Below are 23,792 nucleotides of genomic sequence, written 5' to 3' on the forward strand. Positions count from 1 at the left end.
AACGGCCCCTTCCCCGATGCGGGGAAGGGGCCGTTGACGTGTTTCGGGACCGGCGGGCTCGTCAGCGGCGTCCGCCGGGGCCGTTGCCCGTGCCCTGGATGAAGCCCTCCGGGATGGAGAACGTCGGGTCCGGCTCGGTGCCGCCGTTGCCGCCGCCGTTTCCATTGCCGCCGTTGTCGCCGCCGCCGACCAGGCCGCCGATGAGACCGCCGTCGCCGTTGTTGCCGTCGTCGTCACGGTCGTCGTCGTCACGGTCGCGGTCGCGGTCCTTGGCGTCCGGGATGTCGACGAGGTTGAAGGACGGGGCCTCCTTGCCCGACAGGGCACCGGTCATCGCGTCGCGCCAGATGGGGCCGGGGACGGCGCCACCGAAGACGAGCGCGTGCGGGACACCGCCGATCGTGATGTTCTTCATCTCGACCTTCTGGCTGGCGCTGCCCACCCAGACGGCGCCCGACAGGTTCGGCGTGTAGCCGACGAACCAGGCGTTCTTGCGCTCGTCCGTCGTACCGGTCTTACCGGCGTTGGCGCGGTCGTTGAGACCTGCCTCCTGGCCGGTACCGGAGTCGACCACGCCCTGGAGCAGGGTGTTCACCGTGTCCGCGGTCTTCTCGCTCATCGCGCGCGAGCACGTCGACTTCGGCACCTCGAGCGACTTCTGCTCGTTGCCGATCTTCTGCGTGATCGACTCGATGGCGACCGGGGTGCAGTACATGCCCCGGGAGGCGAAGGCGGCGTACGCGCTCGCCATGGTGAGGGGCGACAGACCGGTGGAACCGAGGGTCATCGACGAGGGCACCTCGGGGATCTTCTTCCCGTTGCCCTGGACCACGCCGAGCTTGTCGGTCATGGTCACCACGGGGCACATGCCGATGTCCTCGATCATCTGCACGAAGTAGGTGTTGACCGACTTGGCCATCGCCTCCTTGAGCGCGTACGGCCCCACCTCGGACTCGTTCTCGTTCTCGAGCTTGTAGTTGTTGTCGTTCACCCAGGGCTTCTCGCAGCCGCGCACGGTGGCCGGGTACGGCATGTCGTACGGGGCGGAGTAGGACTGGGTCGGCGGCCTGCCCTCCTCCAGCGCGGCCGCGGCCACGAACGGCTTGAAGGTGGAACCCGTCGGGAAGCCGAAGTTGGAGCCGCCCAGGGCGGCGTCGACCGAGAAGTTGATCTCCGTCTCGTTCTTGCCGTAGCCGTACGGCTTCGACTGGCCCATCGCGACGATCTTGCCGGTGCCGGGCTCGACCAGGGTGGAGGCCGCGGCGACCGGGTCCGACTTGTAGACGTGGTCCTTCAGGGACTCCTGGACCGAGTCCTGCGCCTGCGGGTCGAGTGTCGTGCGAATGGTCAGGCCGCCCTGGTTCCAGATCTTCGCCCGGTCGGCCTTGGTCTTGCCGAAGACCGGGTCGCTCAGGAACACCTCGCGCACGTAGTCGCAGAAGAAGGACGCGCCGTCGACGGCGGTGATGCAGCCGTTCTTCGGCTTGCTGACCTTCAGGCCCAGCGGGGACTTCGCCGCCTCGGCGGCCTCCTCCTGGGAGATGTCGCCGACCTGGGCCATCCGCTGGATCACGGTGTTGCGCCGCGTCGTCGCCTCGGCCTCGTCGTTGACCGGGTCGTAGCGGCTCGGTGACTGGACGATGCCGGCGAGGAGGGCGGACTCCTGGAGGTTCAGGTCCTTGGCGGGCTTGGAGAAGTAGCGCTGCGCGGCGGCCTCGACACCGTAGGCCTGCTGGCCGAAGAAGGTGATGTTCAGATAGTTCTCGAGGATCTTCTTCTTGCCCAGCTCCTCCTCGACCTGGATCGCGTACTTCAGTTCGGCGATCTTGCGGCCCAGGGTCTGCTGTGTGGCCTGCGCGACCTTCGTCGGGTCGTCGCCCGCCTCCTCGACGAAGACGTTCTTCACGTACTGCTGCGTGAGCGTGGACGCGCCCTCGGAGACCTCACCGCTGCGCGCGTTCTTGTTGAGGGCGCGCAGTACGCCCTTGAGGTCGACCGCGCCGTGCTCGTAGAAGCGGGAGTCCTCGATCGCGACGATCGCCTTCTGCATGTACGGCGAGATGTCCTTGAGGTCCACGACGGTGCGGTCGCGCGAGTAGACGGTGGCGATCTGGCCGCCGTCGGCGTCGAGGATGGTGGTGCGCTGGCTCAGTGGCGGTGTCTTCAGATTGGCTGGGAGCTCGTCGAAGCTCTCGACCGATCCCTTCGCCGCCAGGCCCAGCGCGCCCACCGCGGGCAGCGCGATGCCGGCCATGACGGCCCCCGCGAGGACACTGACACCGAGGAACTTGGCGGCCTGCTGCGTGGGAGACAGACCACCGCCCGAGCGCTTCTTTGGCATGGGAGCAGCCTACGTTCTCATTCGCCGGACAAGCGTATATGCCTTGGCCTAAGCTGCTCTCAACTGTCACAGCAGTGAGGCCACGTATCAATACGTCCGGCGACCCCGAATCGTTCCGGATCTGCTCGACTTTCTTCGTACGAGTTCGGTCGAGGTGTGTTGAGTCCGTGTCCGGATCCGCCTTGTGTGTCACGCGGTGCCCGTTGTGACGCAACTGAATTGACTAAGAATGTCGTGTTTGTCGCGCATGTCGCCACCTCACTCCCCCGGGTGATCTGCCGCTTACCCATAGTCCGTTCGGACCATTCAAGATTGGGCCCGCTGGGGGTGTTGCGCTGTGCCCACCTTCCGTAACGTCCTCAACTGGCGGCGGTGAATATGCCGCTGCCGCCGTGGGGGAGCCTCGATTCGGGAGAGGACGGCGCCGGTATGGGCTGGGTTACCGACTGGAGTGCGCAGGCTGCCTGCCGCACTACTGATCCGGATGAACTGTTCGTTCAGGGAGCAGCGCAGAACAGGGCCAAGGCGGTGTGCACCGGATGTCCGGTACGCACCGAATGCCTTGCCGACGCGCTCGACAACCGTGTCGAGTTCGGCGTATGGGGAGGCATGACGGAGCGTGAGCGCCGCGCATTGCTGCGCCGGCGCCCGACCGTGACGTCCTGGCGCCGACTGCTGGAGACCGCGCGCTCGGAGTACGAGCGGGGGACGGGGGTCGTACCCCTCAACGACGACGAGGTGTACGAGAACTACGCGGCCGTGAGCTGAGGCCCCGGCTAGGGGGTTTCGGGCAGCTCCGGCCGGTCGGCCGCGAGCCGGTCGCCGATGTCCCGCAGTCCCGCGAGGTCGTGCACATCGCCGGGCAGCGCGGCCACCTCGGTCACCGCCACCTCGGGGTGGAGCGCGGTGAAGCGGTCACGCGTGCGCTGCTCGCGCGAGAGCAACTGCATCCGCTCGGCGTGCAGCCTCAGCAGGCCCGCGGTGAGCCGGTCGACGGACCGCTCCGCGTCCGCCGCGGCGTCCCCGGCCTCCGGGCCGTGCGTGCCATCGGTGCCGTCCGTGCTGTCCGTGCTGTCCGTGCCGTCCGTGTCCCCGGGCTGTGAGGGGGAGCCTTCGCTGTGAGCGGGGATGTCTGAACTGCCGTACGTTTCGGGAGAGTTACGAAGTCCAGCTTTCCCGTCCTCCTGATCCACAATGCGGGACTCCTCAAGATTTTCCGCGGCGGCGAGCGCCCGCTCGGCCGACAGCCGGTCCGCACCGCTGCCGTGGACCCGGTTGAGCACCAGACCGGCCAGCGGCATGTCCTCCGCGGCCAGCCGCTCCACGAAGTACGCGGCCTCGCGCAGCGCGTCCCGCTCCGGGGCCGCCACCACCAGGAACGCCGTCCCGGGCGCCTGGAGCAGCTTGTACGTGGCGTCCGCGCGCGTACGGAACCCGCCGAACATCGAGTCCATCGCCGCCACGAACGTCTGTACGTCCTTCAGCAGCTGACCGCCGAGCACCTTGCCCAGCGCGCCGGTCATCATCGACATCCCGACGTTCAGGAACTTCATCCCCGCGCGGCCGCCGACCTTCGCCGGGGCCAGCAGGACGCGGATGAGCTTGCCGTCGAGGAAGGACCCGAGCCGCTTGGGGGCGTCCAGGAAGTCCAGCGCGGACCGGGAGGGCGGGGTGTCGACCACGATGAGGTCCCACTCGTCCCGGGACCGCAGCTGGCCCAGCTTCTCCATCGCCATGTACTCCTGCGTTCCGGCGAAGCCGGCGGAGAGCGACTGGTAGAAGGGGTTGCCCAGGATCGCGGCGGCCCGCTCGGGGTCCGCGTGCGCCTCGACGATCTCGTCGAAGGTGCGCTTCATGTCGAGCATCATCGCGTGCAGTTCGCCGCCCGCGGAGTCGTCGACGCCCTTCACCCGGCGCGGTGTGTTGTCGAGGGAGTCGATGCCCATGGACTGGGCGAGCCGACGGGCCGGGTCGATGGTGAGGACCACCACCTTGCGTCCCCGCTCGGCGGCGCGCAGGCCGAGCGCGGCGGCGGTGGTCGTCTTGCCGACCCCGCCCGAGCCGCAGCACACCACGATCCGGGTGGCGGGGTCCTCGATCAGCGGATCGATGTCGAGCGTGCGGGTGGGGGAGAGGGAGAGGTGGTGGTGACGGGCCGGGTCCTGGGCCTGCGCCGATTCCGGACGACGACTCATGACATCCCCTGCTTCCGGTACTTCCGCGTCGTGACGGGGCGGCTGGTGGGGCGGTGGCGGTGCGGTGCGACCGGCCTCGGAGGTCCGGTCCGCGCGGGGCCGGTCGTGAGCCCGGCGGGGTGGCTGCCGTGGGTCCGTGGCCGGTCCGTGCGGGGGCCGTCGGTCATGACACGCCCTGTTCGCGCAGCTCCCTGGCCAGCGCGTACAGGCCGGCCAGGTCCATGCCCTCCGCGAGCAGCGGCAGTTCGTGCAACGGCACGTCGAGGTCCGTGAGCACCGCGCGCTGCTCGGTCTCCAACGCGTACCGCTCGGCGTACTCCTCCGCCTGCGCGAGCAACGGGTCCACCAGCCGCTCGGCGTGTCCGCCGCGCCGCGCCCCGCCGAGACCGGCGGACGACAGTGCCCGCGCGATGGAGGAACGAGGGACCGCCCCCACGAGTTCCAGCCCGTCCCCGTCCAGCACCTCCGGCCGGACCATGTTCACCACGACCCGCCCCACCGGCAGCCGCGCGGCGCGCAGTTCCGCGATGCCGTCCGCGGTCTCCTGGACCGGCATCTCCTCCAGCAGCGTCACCAGGTGCACGGCCGTCTCCGGCGACTTCAGCACCCGCATCACCGCCTGTGCCTGATTGTGTATCGGGCCGATCTTGGCGAGTCCGGCGACCTCGTCGTTCACGTTGAGGAAGCGGGTGATGCGGCCGGTCGGCGGGGCGTCCATCACGACGTAGTCGTAGACGAACCCTCCGTGCTTGTCCTTGCGCCGTACGGCTTCGCACGCCTTGCCGGTGAGCAGGACGTCCCGTACGCCGGGGGCGACGGTGGTGGCGAAGTCGATCGCGCCGAGCTTCCTGAGGGCGCGGCCGGCGCTGCCGAGCTTGTAGAACATCTGGAGGTAGTCCAGAAGGGCCAGTTCCGCGTCGATGGCGAGCGCGTACACCTCGCCGCCCCCCGGAGCGACGGCGATCTTCCGCTCCTCGTAGGGCAGCGCCTCCGTTTCGAAGAGCTGCGCGATGCCCTGCCGGCCCTCGACCTCGACGAGGAGCGTCCGCTTCCCCTCCGTGGCCAGGGCCAGCGCGAGGGCGGCGGCCACCGTGGTCTTGCCGGTTCCGCCCTTGCCACTGACGACCTGGAGCCTGCTCACGCCTTCGAGCCTAAAGGCTCGCCCCGCGCCCCGGCGGCTCCGGGTGGCGGTTCCCGGGAGTCGCGCCCCGCGCGAGGGGGCGGGACGGGGGCCGCGTGCCGGGCGGCCGGGGGCTAGAGTCGGCCGCATGACCAAGTGGGAATACGCGACTGTGCCGCTGCTCGTCCATGCAACGAAGCAGATTCTGGACACCTGGGGCGAGGACGGCTGGGAGCTCGTCCAGGTCGTGCCCGGGCCGAACAACCCCGAGCAGCTGGTGGCCTACCTGAAGCGGGAGAAGCAGGGATGAGCGCCGTCGAGGCGAAACTGGCCGAGCTGGGCCTGAGCCTGCCGGAGGTCGTTCCGCCGCTGGCCGCCTACCAGCCGGCCGTGCGGTCGGGGCGGTACGTCTTCACCGCCGGCCAGCTGCCCATGGTGGAAGGCAAGCTTCCGCTGACCGGCAAGGTCGGCGCCGAGGTCACCCCGGAGGAGGCGAAGGAACTGGCGCGCACCTGCGCGCTGAACGCCCTCGCCGCGGTCAAGTCCGTCGCCGGGGACCTGGACCGGGTGGCGCGCGTGGTGAAGGTCGTCGGCTTCGTGGCCTCCGCCGCGGACTTCACCGGCCAGCCGGCCGTCCTCAACGGCGCGAGCGAACTGCTCGGCGAGGTCCTCGGCGACAAGGGCGTCCACGCCCGCAGCGCGGTGGGCGTCGCGGTCCTGCCCCTGGACGCCCCGGTGGAGGTCGAGATCCAGGTGGAACTCACGGAGGCGTAGTCCTGCGGCGGGGTGGCCGGGCGGGGCCCGCTCTCGGGCTTGGCGCCCGTGGGCCCTCGGGGGCCTTACCGGGGTCGGCGCGTCCTGCGTCCGCCGTGCGGACCCACGTGACAGCCAGCACACGGCTGCCCCGGTGGGGGTCGGGATCCAGGTGGAACTCACGGAGACGTAGTCCTGCGGCGGGGTGGCCGGGCGGGGCCCGCTCTCGGGCTTGGCGCCCGTAGGCCCTCGGGGCCTTACCGGGGTCGGCGCGTCCTGCGCCCGCTGTGCGGACCTAACTGACCGCAGGGTGCGCCGGCACGGCACCCGGCCGCCCCGATGGAGTCGAGATCCAGGTGGAGCGCGGAGGCGTAGCCGTCCGGTGGTCGTAGGCCCGTAAGGTCTCAGCGGCCTTATGGGGCCGGCCCCGGCCTGGGCTCGTCGAGTGGGGCCCGATCTGACGGCCGGGTGCGCCGGCACGGGGCGGCCTGCCGCCCCGGTGGGGCGGCACGGTGAGCCCGTCTCCGCCCGCGCCGCAAGGCGTTCGCACGCCGGTTCCGCGGCTTTCCCGGGTGCCACCGGGAGGCCGCGCGGCGGCACTCGCCCGCGCGGGGCATCGACGCCGGCGCCCGCCCCCACGGGCGGTTGGCTGTACGCCGTAGCTGCTCATCGCGGCGACGGGTACGGCGGCTCCTGGTTCGGTGGCTGCCGGCCCGCCGCGCGTTGCCCGCGCCCCGGCGCTCCCGCGGGCACCAGCTGGGCGCGACGCCCGGACGTCCCGGCGGGGCACCCCGCCGCCCCTGGAGGCACTCGAACATCCGCCCGTCACGGGATAGCCTCCGGCCATGGCGAATGCGCAGGCTGACGGTCAGTGGTACCCGCCGGAGTGGCCGGAGCGGATCCGGGCGCTCGCGGACGGCGGGCTCACGCCGGTCGCGCCGAAACGCGCGGCCACTGTCATGCTGCTCAGGGACACCGCAGACGGCCCCTCCGTGCACATGCTGCGTCGGCGTACGTCCATGGCGTTCGCCGGCGGCGCGTACGCCTACCCCGGCGGCGGTGTCGACCCGCGGGACGACGACCGTCACGTCCGCTGGGCGGGCCCCACGCGCGCGTGGTGGGCCGACCGGCTCGGCGTCGACGAGACGGGCGCCCAGGCCATCGTCTGCGCGGCCGTGCGGGAGACGTACGAGGAGGCGGGCGTCCTGCTCGCCGGACCCACCCCCGATTCCGTGGTCGGCGACACCACGGGCGAGGACTGGGAGGCGGACCGTGCCGCGCTCGTCGCGCGAGAGACGTCCTTCGCGGAGTTCCTCGACCGCCGGGGGCTGGTGCTGCGCTCGGACCTGCTCGGCGCGTGGACGCGCTGGATCACCCCCGAGTTCGAGCCCCGCCGCTACGACACCTGGTTCTTCGTCGCCGCGCTCCCCGAGGGCCAGCGCACCCGCAACGCCTCCACGGAGGCCGACCGCACGGTGTGGATCACCCCGCGCGAGGCGGCCACCGGGTACGACCGTGGCGAGCTGCTGATGATGCCCCCGACCATCGCCACACTGCGCCAGCTCACGGCGTACGGAACGGCCGCGGAGGCGCTCGACGCGGCTCCCGCGCGGGACCTCACGCCGGTGCTGGCCACCGCGCGCCTGGTGGAGGGCGAGATCGTGCTCTCCTGGCCGGGGCACGACGAGTTCACCAAACACATCCCGACCGGTGGAGCCCCCGCATGACGGACGCAAGCACTCTTCCCGGCCAGCCACGGGGCGGTGTCCTCTCCGGCCCCGCCACCGCGCGTGCCGTCAACGTGCTGGCCCCCAACCCCTCGGCGATGACCCTGGACGGCACCAACACCTGGATCCTGTCGGAACCGGACTCGGACCTCGCGGTCGTCGTCGACCCCGGCCCGCTCGACGATGGTCATCTGCGGCACGTCGTCGGCACGGCCGAGCAGGCCGGTAAGCGGGTCGCCCTCACCCTGCTGACGCACGGTCACCCCGACCACGCCGAGGGCGCCGCCCGTTTCGCCGAGCTGACCGGCACGAAGGTGCGGGCACTGGACCCGGCGCTGCGGCTCGGCGACGAGGGGCTGGCCGCCGGGGACGTCATCACCGTCGGGGGCCTGGAGCTGAGGGTCGTACCGACCCCCGGCCACACGGCCGACTCCCTGTGCTTCCATCTCCCGGCCGACCGGGCGGTCGTCACCGGTGACACCATCCTGGGCCGTGGAACGACCGTCGTGGCCCACCCCGACGGCCGTCTCGGCGACTACCTGGACACGCTGCGGCGGCTCAGGTCGCTCACGGTCGACGACGGCGTCCACACGGTGCTGCCCGGCCACGGGCCCGTCCTGGAGGACGCCCAGGGTGCCGTGGAGTTCTACCTCGCCCACCGGGCCCACCGCCTCGCCCAGGTCGAGACGGCCGTCGAGGACGGCCACCGCACCCCGGCCGAGGTCGTCGCCCACGTCTACGCCGACGTGGACCGTTCCCTGTGGCCCGCGGCCGAACTGTCGGTGCGGGCCCAGCTGGAGTACCTGCGGGAGCACGGCCTCATCTAGGAAGCCGTCGCCCCCGTCAGGGTGTCAGCGGGAGCGCTTCGCGAGGCGCTCGACGTCCAGCAGGATCACCGCGCGGGCCTCCAGCCGGAGCCAGCCGCGCTGGGCGAAGTCCGCCAGGGCCTTGTTGACCGTCTCGCGGGACGCGCCGACCAGCTGGGCCAGCTCCTCCTGCGTGAGGTCGTGCACCACGTGGATGCCCTCCTCGGACTGCACGCCGAAGCGGCGGGAGAGGTCCAGCAGGGCGCGGGCGACACGGCCCGGGACGTCCGAGAAGACCAGGTCCGACATCGCGTCGTTGGTCTTGCGCAGGCGGCGCGCGACGGCCCGCAGCAGTGCCGTGGCCACCTCGGGGCGGGCGCTCAGCCAGGGCGTCAGGTCGCCGTGGCCCAGACCCAGCAGCTTGACCTCGGTCAGCGCCGTGGCGGTCGCCGTGCGCGGGCCCGGGTCGAAGAGCGACAGCTCACCGATCAGCTCGCCCGGACCGACCACGGCGAGCATGTTCTCGCGGCCGTCGGGGGACGTGCGGTGCAGCTTGACCTTGCCCTCGGTGACGACATAGAGCCGGTCGCCGGGGTCGCCCTCATGGAACAGGGAGTCGCCCCGTGCGAGGGTCACCTCACTCATGGAGGCGCGAAGCTCGGCGGCCTGCTCGTCGTCGAGCGCCGCGAAGAGCGGATTCCGCCGCAGAACGTCGTCCACGAGTTCTCTCCTTGTCGACCTGCTCAGGGGATCTTGTTCCCCCACGTACCAGGGGACCCTGGTGCCCATTTTGCCGGACGGTTCAAACAGTGTGATCTGTCACAAGGATGCCGTACGGGCCGGTCGGGGTAAGCGGCAGGGGTCCAATTGGACGCCGATCTTCAGGGGCCGGGGCGGATGTCGGTGCCGGGTCGTAGGCTGGCCGGGTGTCCAAATCGCCGGTGAGAGCACAGGCCGAGGGGGCTGCGCGGGTGAGTGTACGTCGCGATTCCGCTGTGGGCGAACAGGGCTCCGATGGCGGTAGGAAAACGGCGAAAACGGCGAAGGGGTCGGCGGTGACGGAGAAGCCGGCGGACGGCGCGGGCAAGGAGAAGAGCGCCTCGACGAAGAAGGCTGCCCCCGGGAAGCCGGCGGCGAAGAAGACGACGGCGGCCAAGAAGGCGAAGAAGACGGCAGCCAGGAAGGCGACGGCAGCCAAGAAGGCCGCCCCCGTCAAGAAGGCCCCGCTCGCCAAGAAGCCGCTCATCGCGCCCAAGAAGGCGACCGCCACCGTGCACGCCGCCCCGGCGAAGACCGTCGTCAAGCCGGCCAAGGACGAGTCGCGCACCGCGCTGGTCCGCCGCGCGCGCCGCATCAACCGTGAGCTCGCCGAGGTGTTCCCGTACGCGCACCCGGAGCTGGACTTCGAGAACCCCTTCCAACTCGTCGTCGCCACGGTGCTGTCGGCGCAGACCACCGACCTGCGGGTGAACCAGACGACCCCCGCCCTCTTCGCGAAGTACCCCACCCCCGAGGACCTGGCCGCCGCCAACCCGGAGGAGGTGGAGGAGATCCTGCGCCCCACCGGGTTCTTCCGCGCCAAGACCAAGTCGGTCATGGGGCTCTCGAAGGCGCTCGTGGAGGAGTTCGGCGGCGAGGTGCCCGGCCGCCTCGAGGATCTGGTCAAGCTGCCCGGCGTCGGACGCAAGACCGCCTTCGTCGTGCTGGGCAACGCCTTCGGGCGCCCCGGCATCACCGTGGACACCCACTTCCAGCGACTGGTGCGCCGCTGGCGCTGGACCGAGGAGACCGACCCCGACAAGATCGAGGCGGCGGTCGGCGCGCTCTTCCCCAAGAGCGACTGGACCGACCTCTCGCACCATGTGATCTGGCACGGCCGCCGCATCTGCCACGCCCGCAAGCCCGCGTGCGGCGCCTGCCCCATCGCCCCGCTCTGCCCGGCGTACGGCGAGGGCGAGACGGACCCGGAGAAGGCGAAGAAGCTGCTGAAGTACGAGAAGGGCGGCCTCCCGGGCCAGCGGCTGAAGCCCCCGCAGGCCTATCTGGACGCCGGCGGCAGGCCCGCCCCGCCGCTGGGGGCCGGATGACCTGGCGGCGCACGCGGCGGCCGGTGGAACGATCTCGGGGCCGCCGGGCGTTGAACCGCTGGGACGCGGCCGGACGACGGGGGTGGCGATGACGAGGACGAGCGGTACCCAGGGCGGCCCGGTGACGCTCAGCAAGGAGGGGCTGCCCTCCTGGCTGGACCCGGTGGCCGGCGCGGCGGAGACGATCGCGCCGAGACAGCTGAGCCGCTTCCTGCCCCCGGAGAACGGCACGGGGCGCCAGTCCGCCGTCCTCATCCTCTTCGGTGACGGCGAGCGCGGCCCGGAGCTGCTGCTCATGGAGCGCGCGAGCTCCCTGCGGTCGCACGCCGGGCAGCCGTCGTTCCCCGGTGGCGCCCTCGACCCCGAGGACGGCGACCCGCACGGCGACGGCCCGCTGCGGGCCGCTCTCCGCGAGGCCGAGGAGGAGACCGGGCTCGATCCGTCCGGGGTCCAGCTGTTCGGCATACTGCCGAAGCTCTACATCCCGGTCAGCGGCTTCGTCGTCACGCCCGTACTGGGCTGGTGGCGCGTCCCCAGTCCGGTCGGCGTGGTCGACCCGAACGAGACCGCGCGGGTGTTCACCGTCCCCGTGGCGGATCTCACCCACCCGGACAACCGTGCGACCACGGTCCACCCCAGCGGCTACCAGGGTCCGGCATTCCTGGTCGAATCGGCCCTCGTATGGGGCTTCACCGCCGGGGTCATCGACCGCTTGCTGCACTTCGCGGGGTGGGAGCGGCCCTGGGACCGGGACAAGAAGGTCCCGCTCGACTGGCGGTCATGACAGGGTGGGCGCCGTGCTGGGTAGGACGAGGCGAGGCTTGAAGCGGTGAACGTGCTGGACATCCTGTTGCTCGTCGCCGCCGTGTGGTTCGCGGTCGTCGGCTACCGTCAGGGCTTCGTCGTCGGCATCCTGTCGGTGATCGGCTTCCTGGGCGGCGGTCTCGCCGCCGTCTACGCGCTGCCCGTGATCTGGGACGCCCTGACGGACAATTCCGAGGTCGGCACGGCGGCCGCCGTCGTCGCGGTCGTCGTCGTCATAGTCTGCGCCTCCGTGGGCCAGGCGCTGACCACCCACCTCGGCAACAAACTCCGCCGCTACATCACCTGGTCCCCGGCCCGCGCGCTGGACGCCACCGGCGGTGCCCTGGTCAACGTCGTGGCGATGCTCCTGGTCGCCTGGCTGATCGGCTCCGCCCTCGCCGGGACGACACTGCCGACGCTCGGCAAGGAGGTCCGCGGCTCCAAGGTGCTGCTCGGGGTCTCCCGGGCCCTGCCCGACCAGGCCGACACCTGGTTCGCCGACTTCTCCTCCGTCCTCGCGCAGAACGGCTTCCCGCAGGTCTTCAGCCCGTTCTCCAACGAGCCGATCACCGACGTACGGCCCCCGGACCCCGCGCTCGCGGGCAGCCCCGTCGCCCTCCGCGCGCAGCGCTCCATCGTCAAGGTGATGGGCACCGCCGAGAGCTGCGGCAAGGTCCTGGAGGGCACCGGCTTCGTCTTCGACGAACGCCGCGTCATGACCAACGCGCACGTGGTGGGCGGTGTCGACGAGCCGACCGTGCAGATCGGCGGCGAGGGCAGGAAGTACGACGCCACGGTCGTCCTCTACGACTGGAAGCGCGACATCGCCGTCCTCGACGTACCCGATCTGCGGGCGCCCGCGCTGCGGTTCACCACCGAGGACGCGAGCAGCGGAGACGGCGCGATCGTCGCCGGCTTCCCGGAGAACGGGGCGTACGACGTCCGCGCGGCGCGCCTGCGGGGACGCATCACGGCCAACGGCCCCGACATCTACCACCGCGGCACGGTCCGCCGTGACGTGTACTCGCTGTACGCGACGGTCCGTCAGGGCAACTCCGGCGGCCCGCTCCTCACCCCCGAGGGCGAGGTCTACGGCGTGGTCTTCGCGAAGTCCCTCGACGACGCCGAGACGGGGTACGCCCTCACCGCGGACGAGATCCAGGAGGACATCGCCAAGGGCCGCAGCGCGAACCAGGAAGTCGACAGCGACAACTGCGCGCTCTGAGACCCTGGCGAACAGGCGCCCCGGCGGCCCTGGTACCCGGTCGAACCGCGGTACGGGTCGTCAGCCGCGTGGGTGGCGCAGGCGGACGGAGACCCAGCGGGCCCGGCGGCGGAGGATGCGCGGGATTCCCACCCTGAGATCCGTACCTGCCATCTGCGGTGCACCGCCTCGCTGGTGGGAGCTCACGCCGCCCGCCGAACGGCGATCGCGGCTTGCGTCACTGTAGTCGTGCGTCCAGCCCATACCCGGACGTCTGCCCCCGCCCCATGGTCGATAACCACCCCAGGCGCCTCCAATTGGCCTATGCGCCGGGCAATTGGCTGATCGTCAGACAAGCGCTCGGCGCGCTCACCGATCGGGCTCGGGATCCTTCAGCCAATTGATCAGTTCGGTGGAGAAAGTGACCGGATCCTCTTCGTGCGGGAAGTGTCCCAGCCCGTCGAACAGCCGCCAGCGGTACGGCGCTTCCACGTATTCCCCGGACCCCGCGGCGCTGCGCGTACGGACGACCGGATCCAGTGAGCCGTGCAGATGCAGCGTCGGCACCCGCACGGGCCGCTTCATCCTGCGGTTGAACTGGATGCCGTCCGGGCGGGCCAGGGACCGCACCATCCAGCGGTACGGCTCGATCGAGCAGTGCGCCGTGGACGGGATGCACATGGCGCGCCGGTAGACGTCCAGCGCCTTCTCGTCCGGCAGGCGGGGCCCGGACCAGTCCTGGATGAGCTCGGCCACCAGCGCCCCGTCGTCCGCGGTGAGCCGCCGCTCCGGGATCCAGGGCCGCTGGAATCCCCAGACGTGGGACAGGGCGGCGGACTGCCGGGCGTCGGAGAGCAGCGCCGAGCGCCAGCGCCGCGGGTGCGGTGCGGAGGCGACCGCCAGCCGCCGTACGAGCTTGGGGCGCATCGCCGCCGCCGTCCACGCCAGATAGCCGCCCAGGTCGTGGCCGACCAGCGCGGCGTCGGGTTCGCCGAGGGAGCGGATCACACCGGTGATGTCCAGCGCGAGGTTGGCCGGGTCGTAACCGCGCGGCGTGCGGTCGCTGCCGCCGACACCCCTGAGGTCCATGGCGACGGCCCGGAAACCGGCGTCGGCGAGCGCCGTGAGCTGGTGCCGCCAGGTCCACCAGAACTGCGGGAAGCCGTGCAGCAGCAGTACCAGCGGGCCGTCGCCCAGTTCCGCGATGTGGAAGCGGGCGCCGTTGGCGGCGACGTCGCGGTGGGTCAGCCCGGCGCCGCCCGGAATGTCGAGGCGTACGACCGAAGCGGGTTGCGCCGAGGGTGTGGCGGGATCCGTCATGAGGACGAGCGTGCCACAGCCTCGATGGCCCGGGGGGCGCGGTCCTCGGGCAACTGGGGGCGCGGGTGCGGCTTGGCCTTCTGGAGCACGCCCGCCGTCTCCTTCACCGAGGCGGCGACCTTCTGCGGGCCCCGGCCCTTCTTCGCCTTCTTCGCGAAGACGATGCCGATCAGTGCGAGGAACAGCGCGATCAGCACGTTCGCCGCGAAGGAGAGCAGGAAGCAGACCGCGAGGTTCCAGTCGCTCCAGGTGCGGATGCCGTAGGCCAGCGCGAAGTTCAGCATCGGCAGGGAGAACAGGAGCAGCACCCCGGCCGCCGTGAACGCGCCGCCGCTGGTCGCGCCCCGCTTGACGTCCTGCTTGAGCTGCGCCTTCGCCAGCGCGATCTCGTCGTGCACCAGCGCCGACATGTCGGCCGTCGCCGAGGCGAACAGCTGGCCGATGCTGCGTTCGGCGCCGACCGGGCTGCCGTCGGGTGCGCTCATCGCGTTCTCCCTCATCTGCGTACGTTCTGCGTACGTTCCTCATGCCTGCGCGTACGGTCCAGTCTTTTGTACCGTCTCGTCAGATCATGCCGGACCGTCGTGCTCCTCGCCTGCCCCGCCCGTCACTTCGGCAAGCGCGTCACGCTCGGCGGCCTTCTCCCGGGCGAGTCGCCGGTGCTCGGCGGCCTTCCGCTCGTGGATCTCCGCCATGCGCAGGTGGTACGCCGGGTCGTCCTGCTCGTACACGTCCGGGACACCGCTCAGGTCCTCGTCCCGCTCCTCTTCCTCGGTCAGCGCGCGGTACTTCGCGTTCCGTATCTTCAGCAGCACCGCCGCGATGGCGGTGGCGATCAGCGAGCCGGTCAGGACGGCGGCCTTGACGCTGTCGGTCATCGACGCGTCGTCCTCGAAGGCCAGTTCACCGATGAGCAGCGAGACGGTGAAACCGATGCCGGCGAGGGTCGCCACGGCGAACACGTCCGCCCAGGCGAGGTCGTCACTGAGCGAGGCCCGGGTGAAGCGCGCCGTCAGCCATGTACCGCCGAAGATGCCGAACGTCTTGCCGACGACGAGCCCCAGCACCACGCCGAGCGTCTCGGGCTGCGTGAACACCTCGGCGAGGGCGTTGCCGGACACCGCCACGCCGGCGCTGAACAGAGCGAACAGCGGGACCGCGAGGCCCGCCGAGAGCGGCCGGACGAGGTGCTCGATGTGCTCGCCCGGGGAGTGCTCCTCGCCCTCGCGGCGGTGGCAGCGCAGCATCAGGCCCATGGCGACGCCGGCGATGGTGGCGTGGATGCCGCTGTTGTACATCAGAGCCCACACGACCAGCGCGAGCGGGATGTACACGTACCAGCCGCGCACACCCTTGCGCAGCAGCAGCCAGAAGACGACCAGGCCCGCGACCGCGCCGCCGAGCGCCGCGAAGTTCAGGTCGCTGGTGAAGAAGACCGCGATGATCAGGATGGCGAACAGGTCGTCGACGACGGCGAGGGTGAGCAGGAACGCGCGCAGCGCGCTGGGCAGGGAGGTGCCGATGACGGCGAGCACCGCGAGCGCGAAGGCGATGTCCGTGGCGGTGGGTACGGCCCAGCCGGCCAGGGAGCCGCCGCCCACGCCGGCGGTGAGCGTGTAGACCAGCGCCGGTACGGCCATGCCGCACAGGGCGGCGATGACCGGGAGCGCGGCGGCCTTGGGGTCGCGCAGATCGCCGGCGACGAGCTCACGCTTGAGCTCGATTCCCGCGACGAAGAAGAAGATCGCGAGCAGTCCGTCGGCGGCCCAGTGCGCGACGGACAGGTCCAGCCCGAGGGCCCCGGGGCCGAAGTGGAAGTGGCTGACGCTCTCGTAGCTGTCGTGCCACGCGGGTACGTTCGCCCAGACCAGCGCCGCGACGGCGGCGAGGAGCAGCAGGACGCCACCGACGGTCTCGGTACGCAGCGCGTCCGCGACGTACGTCCGCTCGGGCAGGGAGAGCCGCCCGAAGACCTTGCGGGGGCTGGGGGTGCGGGGGGCGCTCACGGGGAAATCCTCTGGTAGACGGGCAGCACGAATCGCGTGCCGACCAGACTTCCCGGCGCTCCATGAGACAACTTTTACCTTTAGCCTACCTAACGTGCTCCTGAGGTGCACGGGAGCACGTTGGCGAGAGGGGCCTCGCCCACGAACGGGCGCCGCGTCCGCGGGGCCCCGCCGGGGGGTGGCGGGGCACCCGGCGCCTTGGCGGGCCGGGTGCCCTCGTCCGGCCGCGACCGGCCGGTGCCCGCTCAGTCCTCGCCGGGCGCCTGGGGCAGCTTGGCCTGGATGAGATCCATGACCGTGGAGTCCGTCAGCGTCGTGACGTCTCCGAGCTGACGGTTCTCCGCGACGTCCCGCAGCAGGCGGCGCATGATCTTGCCGGAGCGGGTCTTCGGCAGCTCCGCCACCGGCAGGATCCGCTTGGGCTTGGCGATCGGGCCGAGTGTGGCGCCCACGTGATTGCGCAGCTCGGCGACGAGGTCCTCGGTCTCCGCCGCCGTACCGCGCAGGATCACGAAGGCGACGATCGCCTGACCGGTCGTCTCGTCCGCCGCGCCGACCACGGCCGCCTCGGCGACGGAGGCGTGGGAGACCAGCGCGGACTCCACCTCCGTGGTGGAGATGTTGTGCCCGGACACCAGCATCACGTCGTCGACCCGGCCGAGCAGCCAGATGTCGCCGTCGTCGTCCTTCTTGGCGCCGTCACCGGCGAAGTACTTGCCCTCGAACCGCGACCAGTACGTGTCGATGAACCGCTGGTCGTCGCCCCAGATGGTGCGGAGCATCGACGGCCACGGCTCGGTGAGCACCAGGTAGCCGCCCCCGCCGTTGGGCACCTCGTTCGCCTCGTCGTCCACGACGGTCGCCGAGATGCCGGGCAGCGGGGTCTGGGCGGAGCCCGGCTTGGCGTCGGTCACGCCCGGCAGGGGCGAGATCATGATGCCGCCGGTCTCGGTCTGCCACCAGGTGTCCACGACCGGGGTGCGGTCCGCGCCGATGTTCTTCCGGTACCAGATCCACGCCTCGGGGTTGATCGGCTCGCCGACGGAGCCGAGCACCCGCAGCGAGGACAGGTCGAACTTGGCGGGGATGTCGTCGCCCCACTTCATGAACGTCCGGATCGCGGTGGGCGCCGTGTAGAGGATCGTGACGCCGTACTTCTGCACGATCTCCCAGAAACGGCCTTGGTGCGGGGTGTCCGGCGTGCCCTCGTACATGACCTGGGTGGCGCCGTTGGCGAGCGGGCCGTAGACGATGTACGAGTGGCCGGTGACCCAGCCGACGTCGGCCGTGCACCAGTACACGTCGGTCTCGGGCTTGAGGTCGAAGACCGACCAGTGCGTGTACGCCGTCTGGGTCAGATAGCCGCCGGAGGTGTGCAGGATGCCCTTCGGCTTACCCGTGGTGCCCGAGGTGTAGAGGATGAACAGCGGGTGCTCGGCCTCGAACGCCTCGGGGGTGTGGTCGGCGCTCTGCCGCTCGACCGCGTCGTGCCACCACACGTCGCGGCCCTCGGTCCAGGCGACGTCCTGGCCGGTGCGGCGGACGACGAGGACGTGCTCGACGTTGCCGGCCTTGCCGATCGCCTCGTCCACGGCGGGCTTGAGCGCGGAGGGCTTGCCGCGCCGGTAGCCGCCGTCGGCCGTGATGACGACCCTGGCGTCGGCGTCCTGGATTCGGGTGGCGAGCGCGTCCGCCGAGAAGCCGCCGAAGACGACGGAGTGCGCGGCGCCGATGCGGGCGCAGGCCAGCATCGCGACCGCGGTCTCCGGGATCATCGGCATGTAGACGGCGACCCGGTCGCCCTTCCGGACGCCCAGCTCCAGCAGGGCGTTGGCGGCCTTGGAGACCTCGTCCTTGAGCTGGGCGTAGGTGATGGCGCGGCTGTCGCCCGGCTCGCCCTCGAAGTGGATGGCGACCCGGTCGCCGTTCCCGGCCTCCACGTGCCGGTCCACGCAGTTGTAGGCGACGTTGAGTTCGCCGTCCTTGAACCACTTGGCGAACGGCGGGTTCGACCAGTCCAGGGTCTCGGTGGGCTCCGTGGCCCAGGTCAGCCGGCGGGCCTGCTCGGCCCAGAAGCCGAGCCTGTCAGCCTTGGCCTGTTCATACGCCTCCGCGGTGACGTTGGCGTGGGCGGCCAGGTCGGCGGGGGGCGCGAAGCGTCGCTCCTCCTTCAGAAGGTTGGCCAGGCTTTCATTGCTCACGGCATCTGCCTTTCCCAGGGTGTCCGTTGTGTCCCAGGCCACAGCTCATCAGACCCGGGGGTGCGCTGACAAGGGCCGACGGGAGATTGGTTTAGACCTGTCGGGTGGAGTGGTGCGCTGTACGACAACCCTTCCCACGGGGCCCGGCGTATGCCGGTTCAAGCTGTGTAACGCCTCTCACACCCGGACGGGTCGCCTCACATCGCCAGATCCGCGGACCGGACCCGGTCGAACACCTTCTCCTCGGCCTGTTCAGTGAGGAGATACGCCTGGGCCTCACCCACGTGGAAGTACAGCCCGTGCAGTTCCAGGGCCCCGTCCTTCAGGGCCCGGGCCACCGGTTCATGGGCGCGCAGGTGCTCCAACTGCTGCACCACGTTCGTCAGACAGAGCTGCTCGACCGCGTCGGCGGGGGCCCGCCCGGCCAGCCGTGCCCCGGGCCCGCCCGTGTCGCCCATGCGCTCCAGGCTCGGCCGGCCGTGCCGGAGCCACCGTCTCAGCGGCGTACGGGCGCCGCCCGGCTCCGCGTCGAGCAGTGCCTGCATCGCACTGCATCCCGAGTGCCCGCACACCGTGATCGAACGGACCGCCAGCACCTCCACGGCGTACTCGAGCGCGGCTGCCACCGAGTCGTCGCCGCTCTCCGCGCCGGGCGGCGGCACGAGGTTGCCGACGTTGCGCACCACGTACAGGTCTCCGGGACCGCTGGACGTGATCATCGAGGTGACCACCCGCGAGTCGGCGCAGGTCAGGAACAGCTGCCCGGGCCGCTGCCCCTCGCGCGCCAGCCTGGCCAGCTCACCGCGCACCAGGGGAGCGGTGCTGCGCTGGAAGGTGCTGATCCCGCGCATCAGCTGACGGCCACCGGTGCCGTTCGGCTCGGGACCGGCTTCATTCGCTCTGCCCGGTCCGTCTCCTCCGTCTCCTCCGTCCGCCGCGTCCGCCTCCTTCCTTCCGCCGGTCGTGCTCGGCCGTGGGGTGTCGGACGGCCGGGAGCGTGGGCGTTCGCACTGATGGTTGCGCCAGGCCGTCCAGGGCCGGCAGCGGCAGTCGTCATCGGGGGCACCGGCCTCCTCCGTCCCGTCGGGCGGGTGGGCGGAGGCAAGGGCGGCGGGTTCGGCGATCCGGAGCCCGGCTCGGCGGCCGGTGATCTCCACGGTGCCGCCCCGCGCGGTGTGCGTGCTCTGCCAGTCCTGAAGCGTCTCGTACGCCGCGTGGTCCATGAAGGAGCCGTCCAACGCCACGACCACGTCGGCCCCTTGGGGCACGAGATGCAGGGCCCGGCTGAGTCGTGGCACCGCGAGGAACGTCAACTGCCCTCGTACGTGTACGTGATGGACTCCTTCCTGCGTCCGGTGCGTGATACGGGTGCGGGTGAGCCGGTGCAGGGCCACACCGACGGCCACCGCGATGCCCAGCGCGACGCCCTCCAGGACACCGAGGGACACGACCCCGAGGGTGGTCGCGGCGTAGACCAGGACTTCACGGTGGCGGGTCACCGTGCGGATGTGGTTCAGGGACACCATCTGGATGCCGACGGCCATCACCAGGGCGGCGAGCGAGGCGAGCGGGATGAGCTCCAGGAGCGGGACCATCAGCAGCGCGGCGATCACTACGAGAACGCCGTGCAGCATCGTGGAGTTCCGGCTCACGGCACCGGCTTTGACATTCGCGGAACTGCGGACCGCGACCCCGGCCACCGGCAGTCCGCCGAGTGAGCCGGAGACGATGTTGGCCGCGCCCTGACCGAGCAGTTCGCGGTCGAGATCGGACCGCCCGACATGGCCGGGGCCGGGACGGCCGGACACCAGCTTGTCCACGGCCACCGCGCCGAGCAGCGACTGCACGCTGCACACCAGGGTCGTGGTGAGCACGGCGGCGGCGAGTCCGAGCACCGGTCCCTCGGGCAGCCCGGCCAGGGCGTGGTTGCGCCAGGACGGCAGGTCGACCTTGGGCAGGAGGAGGCCGGCCGCGGCGGCGACGGTGGTGGCCCCGGCGACGGCGATCAGCGCGGCCGGAACCGCGCGCAGCAGGCGTCCGGCCCGGCCTGGCAGCCGGGGCCACGCCAGCAGCAGGGCCAGGGTCAGCAGGCTCACCGACAGGGCCGCCGGGTGCAGATTCGCCAACTGGTTCGGAAGGGCGCGGAGGTTGTCGGGGACGGAGCTCTGCGGGGTGCCGCCGAGGACGATGTGCAGCTGGGCGACGGCGATGGTGACGCCGATGCCGGCGAGCATGCCGTGCACGATCGCGGGGCTGACGGCGAGCGCGCCGCGCGCCACGCGCAGGCAGCCGAGACCCAGTTGGGCGAGTCCGGCGAGGACGGTGACGGCGCAGGTGGTCCGCCAGCCGTACTGCTGGATGAGGTCGGCGGTGACGACGGTGAGTCCGGCCGCCGGTCCGCTCACCTGGAGCGGGGAGCCGCCGATCCGCCCGGCGACGATTCCGCCGACGGCGGCGGCGACCAGGCCCGCCTGGAGCGGCGCGCCGGTGGCGAGGGCGATGCCGAGGGACAGAGGAAGGGCGATCAGGAAGACCGCGATGGAGGCCGACACATCGGCGCCGGCGATGCGGAAGCCCGGAGGCCGGGTCGGCGGGCTGTGCGGTGGGTGGGCGCGTTCGGTCCGATCCGAGTCGGCGGCGCGGGCGGGAACGCAGGCTGACATGGGTTCTCGCTTTCCATGTATCAACAATCAGTAAACGGATCGTAATTGAGAGTAAAGGGCTGGCATAGACTTTCCGGGCAAATGGGCTAATCAATCACCCCGGCGAGTGAAGTAGCCATTCCATCGGCTTGTCGTATTAATTCGTTCTTCCTTTCATGCGAGCTTGACGGCGCTGTCGGCATGGACCGGCACAGCACCAGACATCGCCGTCATCGAGCTCGGCCCGAGAGAAGGAAGAAGGTGGGCGGATGGCCGCCACCCACAGGATCGCCACGGGCACCGTGATCGTCGCGGTCTGCGTCGCCTCGCTCGCCGGCTGCGGGACCGGCACCGACAGCACCGGCGAACGGGCGCGGGGCGAGGAGAAGGCCGAACCGGCCCCCGCACCGAAGAACGTCGTCCGTCTGATCGGCGACGGCTCCACCGCCTACACCGGGGCGCAGCCGCACCTGCCCCGGCCCGAGCGGTTGAAGCCCGGCGAAAAGCCCCCGCAGTTCGTCGTCTTCTCCTGGGACGGCGCCGGTGAGGACGGCCAGAGACTCTTCTCCCACTTCCGCAAGGTCGCCAAGGAGAACAACGCGACCATGACGTATTTCCTGAGCGGCGTGTATCTGCTTCCGGAGGAGAAGCGTGATCTGTACCGCCCGCCGCAGCACTCCCCGGGCCGCTCCGACATCGGCTTCAACGACCAGGAGGGCATCGCGGACACCGTGAAGCAGCTGCGCCTTGCCTGGCTCGAGGGCAATGAGATCGGCACCCACTTCAACGGGCACTTCTGCGGCAGCGGCGGCGGGGTCGGCGAATGGTCGGTGGCGGAGTGGAAGGACGAGATCGCCCAGGCCAAGCGCTTCGTGAAGACCTGGAAGACCAACGCCGGCATGAAGAACTCGGCCCCGCTGCCCTTCGACTACGACAAGGAGCTCATCGGCGCCCGCACCCCCTGCCTGGAGGGGCGGAGGAACTTCACGAAGGCCGCCCGCGAACTGGGCTTCCGCTACGACACCAGTGGAGTCAACGACCAGGTGTGGCCGAAGAAGAAGCAGGGACTGTGGGATCTGTCGATGCAGCTCGTGCCCTTCCCCGGGCACTCCTTCGAACAGTTGACCATGGACTACAACTTCATGGTCAACCAGTCGGGCACCACCACCCAGGGCGACCCCGCCAAGCACGAGATGTGGGGCGACCAGATGCGGGACGGCCTCCTCCAGGGCTTCGCACGCGCCTACCGGGGCAACAGGGCGCCCCTGATCATCGGCAACCACTTCGAGTCCTGGAACGGCGGCACCTACATGAGGGCCGTCGAGGAGGTCATCGAGGAGGTGTGCACCAAGTCCGAGGTGCGCTGCGTCTCCTTCCGGCAGCTGGTGGACTGGCTGGACGCCCAGGACCCGGAGACCCTGGCGAAACTGCGCACACTCGACGTCGGCGAGGCCCCGAAGAAGGGCTGGAAGTCCTTCCTGGCCGGTGGCCCCGCGCCGGCCCCCAAGGGAGCGCCCGGAGCGCCGGCGGAGAAGCGGTGAGCGTCAGGCCGGCGCCGTGACATGGTCGCCGAGTACGAAACCGGGGTCGATCTGGGCCGCCAGATCGGCCCCGGTGCGCTCGTTCCCCCACGACCGGGCGTTCTTCAGGTGGAAGTGCGCCATCTGGCGGGTGTAGCGCTCCGGGTCGCGGGACTCGTACGTCGCGTCGGCAGCCGAGTGCAGCAGCCGCAGCGCCTGCCGGTTGGACTCCTCCAGGAGGTCGAACCGGGGCGGCCGGCCCTTCTCCATGGCCCGGACCCAGTCCGAGTGCGCCACGGTCACCAGCAGGTCCTCCCCGACCTCCGCGCGGAGGAAGTCGATGTCGTCCGGGCCCTGCACCTTGTTGCCGACGACCTTCAGGGTGACGCCGAAGTCGCGGGCGTACTCCTTGTACTGGCGATAGACGGAGACCCCCTTCCGGGTCGGTTCGGCCACGAGGAAGGTGATGTCGAAGCGGGTGAACATGCCGGAGGCGAAGGAGTCCGAGCCGGCCGTCATGTCGACCACGACGTACTCGCCGGGGCCGTCCACCAGGTGGTTCAGGCACAGCTCCACCGCTCCGGTCTTGGAGTGGTAGCAGGCGACCCCCAGGTCGGCGTCGGTGAAGGGGCCGGTGACCATCAAACGGACGGTCCCGCCGTCGAGTTCCACCGGCCGTGCGCAGGCGTCGTAGACGGGATTGTCCTCACACACCCGCAGCAGCCGGGAGCCCTCGCCGGGTGGTGTCGTCTTGATCATCGTCTCGGTGGACGCGATGCGCGGATTGGTGCCGCGCAGATAGTCCTTGATCAGTGGCAGGTGCTCGCCCATCGCGGGCAGTGCGGCCGCCTCCGCCTCATCGAGACCCAGCGCGGCCCCGAGGTGCTGGTTGATGTCGGCGTCGACCGCGACGACCGGGGCGCCGACGGCCGCGAGATGACGGATGAACAGGGAGGACAGGGTCGTCTTTCCGCTGCCGCCCTTCCCCACGAAAGCAATTTTCATGTTCACCAAGCGTAATGGAGTGATGGCTGTAGGTGTCGGTCGGGCGTGAAGAAGACCACTC

Annotated in this window: 20 protein-coding genes; 9 read left to right on the forward strand and 11 right to left on the reverse strand. The window is 70.8% G+C overall.

What is annotated here, in order from left to right; genetic code table 11:
- Positions 1-61: 61 nt before the first annotated feature.
- Positions 62-2,341: a transglycosylase domain-containing protein gene (locus tag ACZ470_RS12080; protein WP_468426764.1), complete on the reverse strand. Its 2,280-nt coding sequence runs from the start codon at positions 2,339-2,341 to the stop codon at positions 62-64.
- A gap of 429 nt (positions 2,342-2,770) precedes the next feature.
- Between ACZ470_RS12080 and wblA the strand changes: the two genes are divergently transcribed.
- On the forward strand, positions 2,771-3,109 hold the full coding sequence (wblA, locus tag ACZ470_RS12085) for a transcriptional regulator WblA (protein WP_208818272.1): 339 nt from the start codon (positions 2,771-2,773) through the stop codon (positions 3,107-3,109).
- 8 nt (positions 3,110-3,117) lie between these two features.
- Here the strand turns inward: wblA and bagB are convergent, their stop codons facing one another.
- Positions 3,118-4,536 carry an ATPase BagB gene (gene bagB / locus ACZ470_RS12090; RefSeq protein WP_468426765.1) on the reverse strand — a complete coding sequence of 473 codons (1,419 nt, stop codon included), beginning with the start codon at positions 4,534-4,536 and terminating at the stop codon, positions 3,118-3,120.
- A 163-nt stretch (positions 4,537-4,699) separates the two neighbouring features.
- Positions 4,700-5,677, reverse strand: a complete 978-nt coding sequence (bagA, locus tag ACZ470_RS12095) for an ATPase BagA (protein WP_468426766.1) — start codon at positions 5,675-5,677, stop codon at positions 4,700-4,702.
- Between the two features lie 127 nt (positions 5,678-5,804).
- Here bagA and ACZ470_RS12100 point away from each other — a divergent pair, with 127 nt between their 5' ends.
- From ACZ470_RS12100 to ACZ470_RS12115, 4 genes are all read left to right on the forward strand, one after another.
- Positions 5,805-5,966, forward strand: a complete 162-nt coding sequence (locus tag ACZ470_RS12100; RefSeq protein WP_142194045.1) for a DUF4177 domain-containing protein — start codon at positions 5,805-5,807, stop codon at positions 5,964-5,966.
- Positions 5,963-6,430 carry a RidA family protein gene (locus ACZ470_RS12105; protein ID WP_073936669.1) on the forward strand — a complete coding sequence of 156 codons (468 nt, stop codon included), beginning with the start codon at positions 5,963-5,965 and terminating at the stop codon, positions 6,428-6,430. The genes ACZ470_RS12100 and ACZ470_RS12105 overlap by 4 nt, the downstream gene beginning before the upstream one ends.
- Before the next feature lie 824 nt (positions 6,431-7,254).
- Positions 7,255-8,136, forward strand: a complete 882-nt coding sequence (locus ACZ470_RS12110; RefSeq protein ID WP_468426767.1) for an NUDIX hydrolase — start codon at positions 7,255-7,257, stop codon at positions 8,134-8,136.
- Entirely contained in the window at positions 8,133-8,963 is an 831-nt protein-coding gene (locus ACZ470_RS12115) for an MBL fold metallo-hydrolase (RefSeq protein ID WP_468426768.1), read from the forward strand. Before ACZ470_RS12110 ends, ACZ470_RS12115 begins: the two co-directional genes overlap by 4 nt.
- 24 nt (positions 8,964-8,987) lie before the next feature.
- On the opposite strand, the gene ACZ470_RS12120 is transcribed toward ACZ470_RS12115, so the two are convergent.
- The gene (locus tag ACZ470_RS12120; protein WP_006132548.1) at positions 8,988-9,662 is read right to left on the reverse strand and encodes a Crp/Fnr family transcriptional regulator; all 675 of its coding nucleotides are present in this window, start codon (positions 9,660-9,662) and stop codon (positions 8,988-8,990) included.
- Positions 9,663-9,997: 335 nt separating this feature from the next.
- Here ACZ470_RS12120 and nth point away from each other — a divergent pair, with 335 nt between their 5' ends.
- The 3 genes from nth (at position 9,998) to ACZ470_RS12135 (ending at position 13,058) form a co-directional block, all read left to right on the forward strand.
- Positions 9,998-11,029 (forward strand): endonuclease III, encoded by a 1,032-nt coding sequence (gene nth / locus ACZ470_RS12125; protein ID WP_468426769.1) that lies wholly within the window; start codon positions 9,998-10,000, stop codon positions 11,027-11,029.
- An 88-nt stretch (positions 11,030-11,117) separates the two neighbouring features.
- Positions 11,118-11,813: an NUDIX hydrolase gene (locus ACZ470_RS12130; RefSeq protein ID WP_468426770.1), complete on the forward strand. Its 696-nt coding sequence runs from the start codon at positions 11,118-11,120 to the stop codon at positions 11,811-11,813.
- 45 nt (positions 11,814-11,858) lie between these two features.
- Positions 11,859-13,058 (forward strand): MarP family serine protease, encoded by a 1,200-nt coding sequence (locus tag ACZ470_RS12135; RefSeq protein WP_468426771.1) that lies wholly within the window; start codon positions 11,859-11,861, stop codon positions 13,056-13,058.
- Positions 13,059-13,118: 60 nt separating this feature from the next.
- Here the strand turns inward: ACZ470_RS12135 and ACZ470_RS12140 are convergent, their stop codons facing one another.
- From ACZ470_RS12140 to ACZ470_RS12165, 6 genes are all read right to left on the reverse strand, one after another.
- Complete coding sequence (locus tag ACZ470_RS12140; protein ID WP_468426772.1) at positions 13,119-13,301, reverse strand: hypothetical protein; 183 nt, start codon at positions 13,299-13,301, stop codon at positions 13,119-13,121.
- A gap of 105 nt (positions 13,302-13,406) precedes the next feature.
- The gene (locus ACZ470_RS12145) at positions 13,407-14,357 is read right to left on the reverse strand and encodes an alpha/beta fold hydrolase (RefSeq protein ID WP_468426773.1); all 951 of its coding nucleotides are present in this window, start codon (positions 14,355-14,357) and stop codon (positions 13,407-13,409) included.
- Positions 14,354-14,842, reverse strand: coding sequence for a phage holin family protein (locus ACZ470_RS12150; protein ID WP_468426774.1), 489 nt, complete (start codon positions 14,840-14,842; stop codon positions 14,354-14,356). Before ACZ470_RS12150 ends, ACZ470_RS12145 begins: the two co-directional genes overlap by 4 nt.
- Before the next feature lie 84 nt (positions 14,843-14,926).
- Complete coding sequence (gene nhaA, locus ACZ470_RS12155) at positions 14,927-16,363, reverse strand: Na+/H+ antiporter NhaA (RefSeq protein ID WP_468426775.1); 1,437 nt, start codon at positions 16,361-16,363, stop codon at positions 14,927-14,929.
- A 245-nt stretch (positions 16,364-16,608) separates the two neighbouring features.
- On the reverse strand, positions 16,609-18,564 hold the full coding sequence (acs, locus tag ACZ470_RS12160) for an acetate--CoA ligase (protein ID WP_468426776.1): 1,956 nt from the start codon (positions 18,562-18,564) through the stop codon (positions 16,609-16,611).
- Positions 18,565-18,761: 197 nt separating this feature from the next.
- Positions 18,762-21,227, reverse strand: a complete 2,466-nt coding sequence (locus ACZ470_RS12165) for a SulP family inorganic anion transporter (protein ID WP_468426777.1) — start codon at positions 21,225-21,227, stop codon at positions 18,762-18,764.
- 248 nt (positions 21,228-21,475) lie between these two features.
- Between ACZ470_RS12165 and ACZ470_RS12170 the strand changes: the two genes are divergently transcribed.
- Complete coding sequence (locus ACZ470_RS12170) at positions 21,476-22,747, forward strand: polysaccharide deacetylase family protein (protein ID WP_468426778.1); 1,272 nt, start codon at positions 21,476-21,478, stop codon at positions 22,745-22,747.
- Positions 22,748-22,750: 3 nt separating this feature from the next.
- On the opposite strand, the gene ACZ470_RS12175 is transcribed toward ACZ470_RS12170, so the two are convergent.
- Positions 22,751-23,731: an ATP-binding protein gene (locus tag ACZ470_RS12175; protein ID WP_468426779.1), complete on the reverse strand. Its 981-nt coding sequence runs from the start codon at positions 23,729-23,731 to the stop codon at positions 22,751-22,753.
- Positions 23,732-23,792 lie beyond the last annotated feature (61 nt).

Source organism: Streptomyces sp. NPDC031111, from assembly GCF_055570675.1.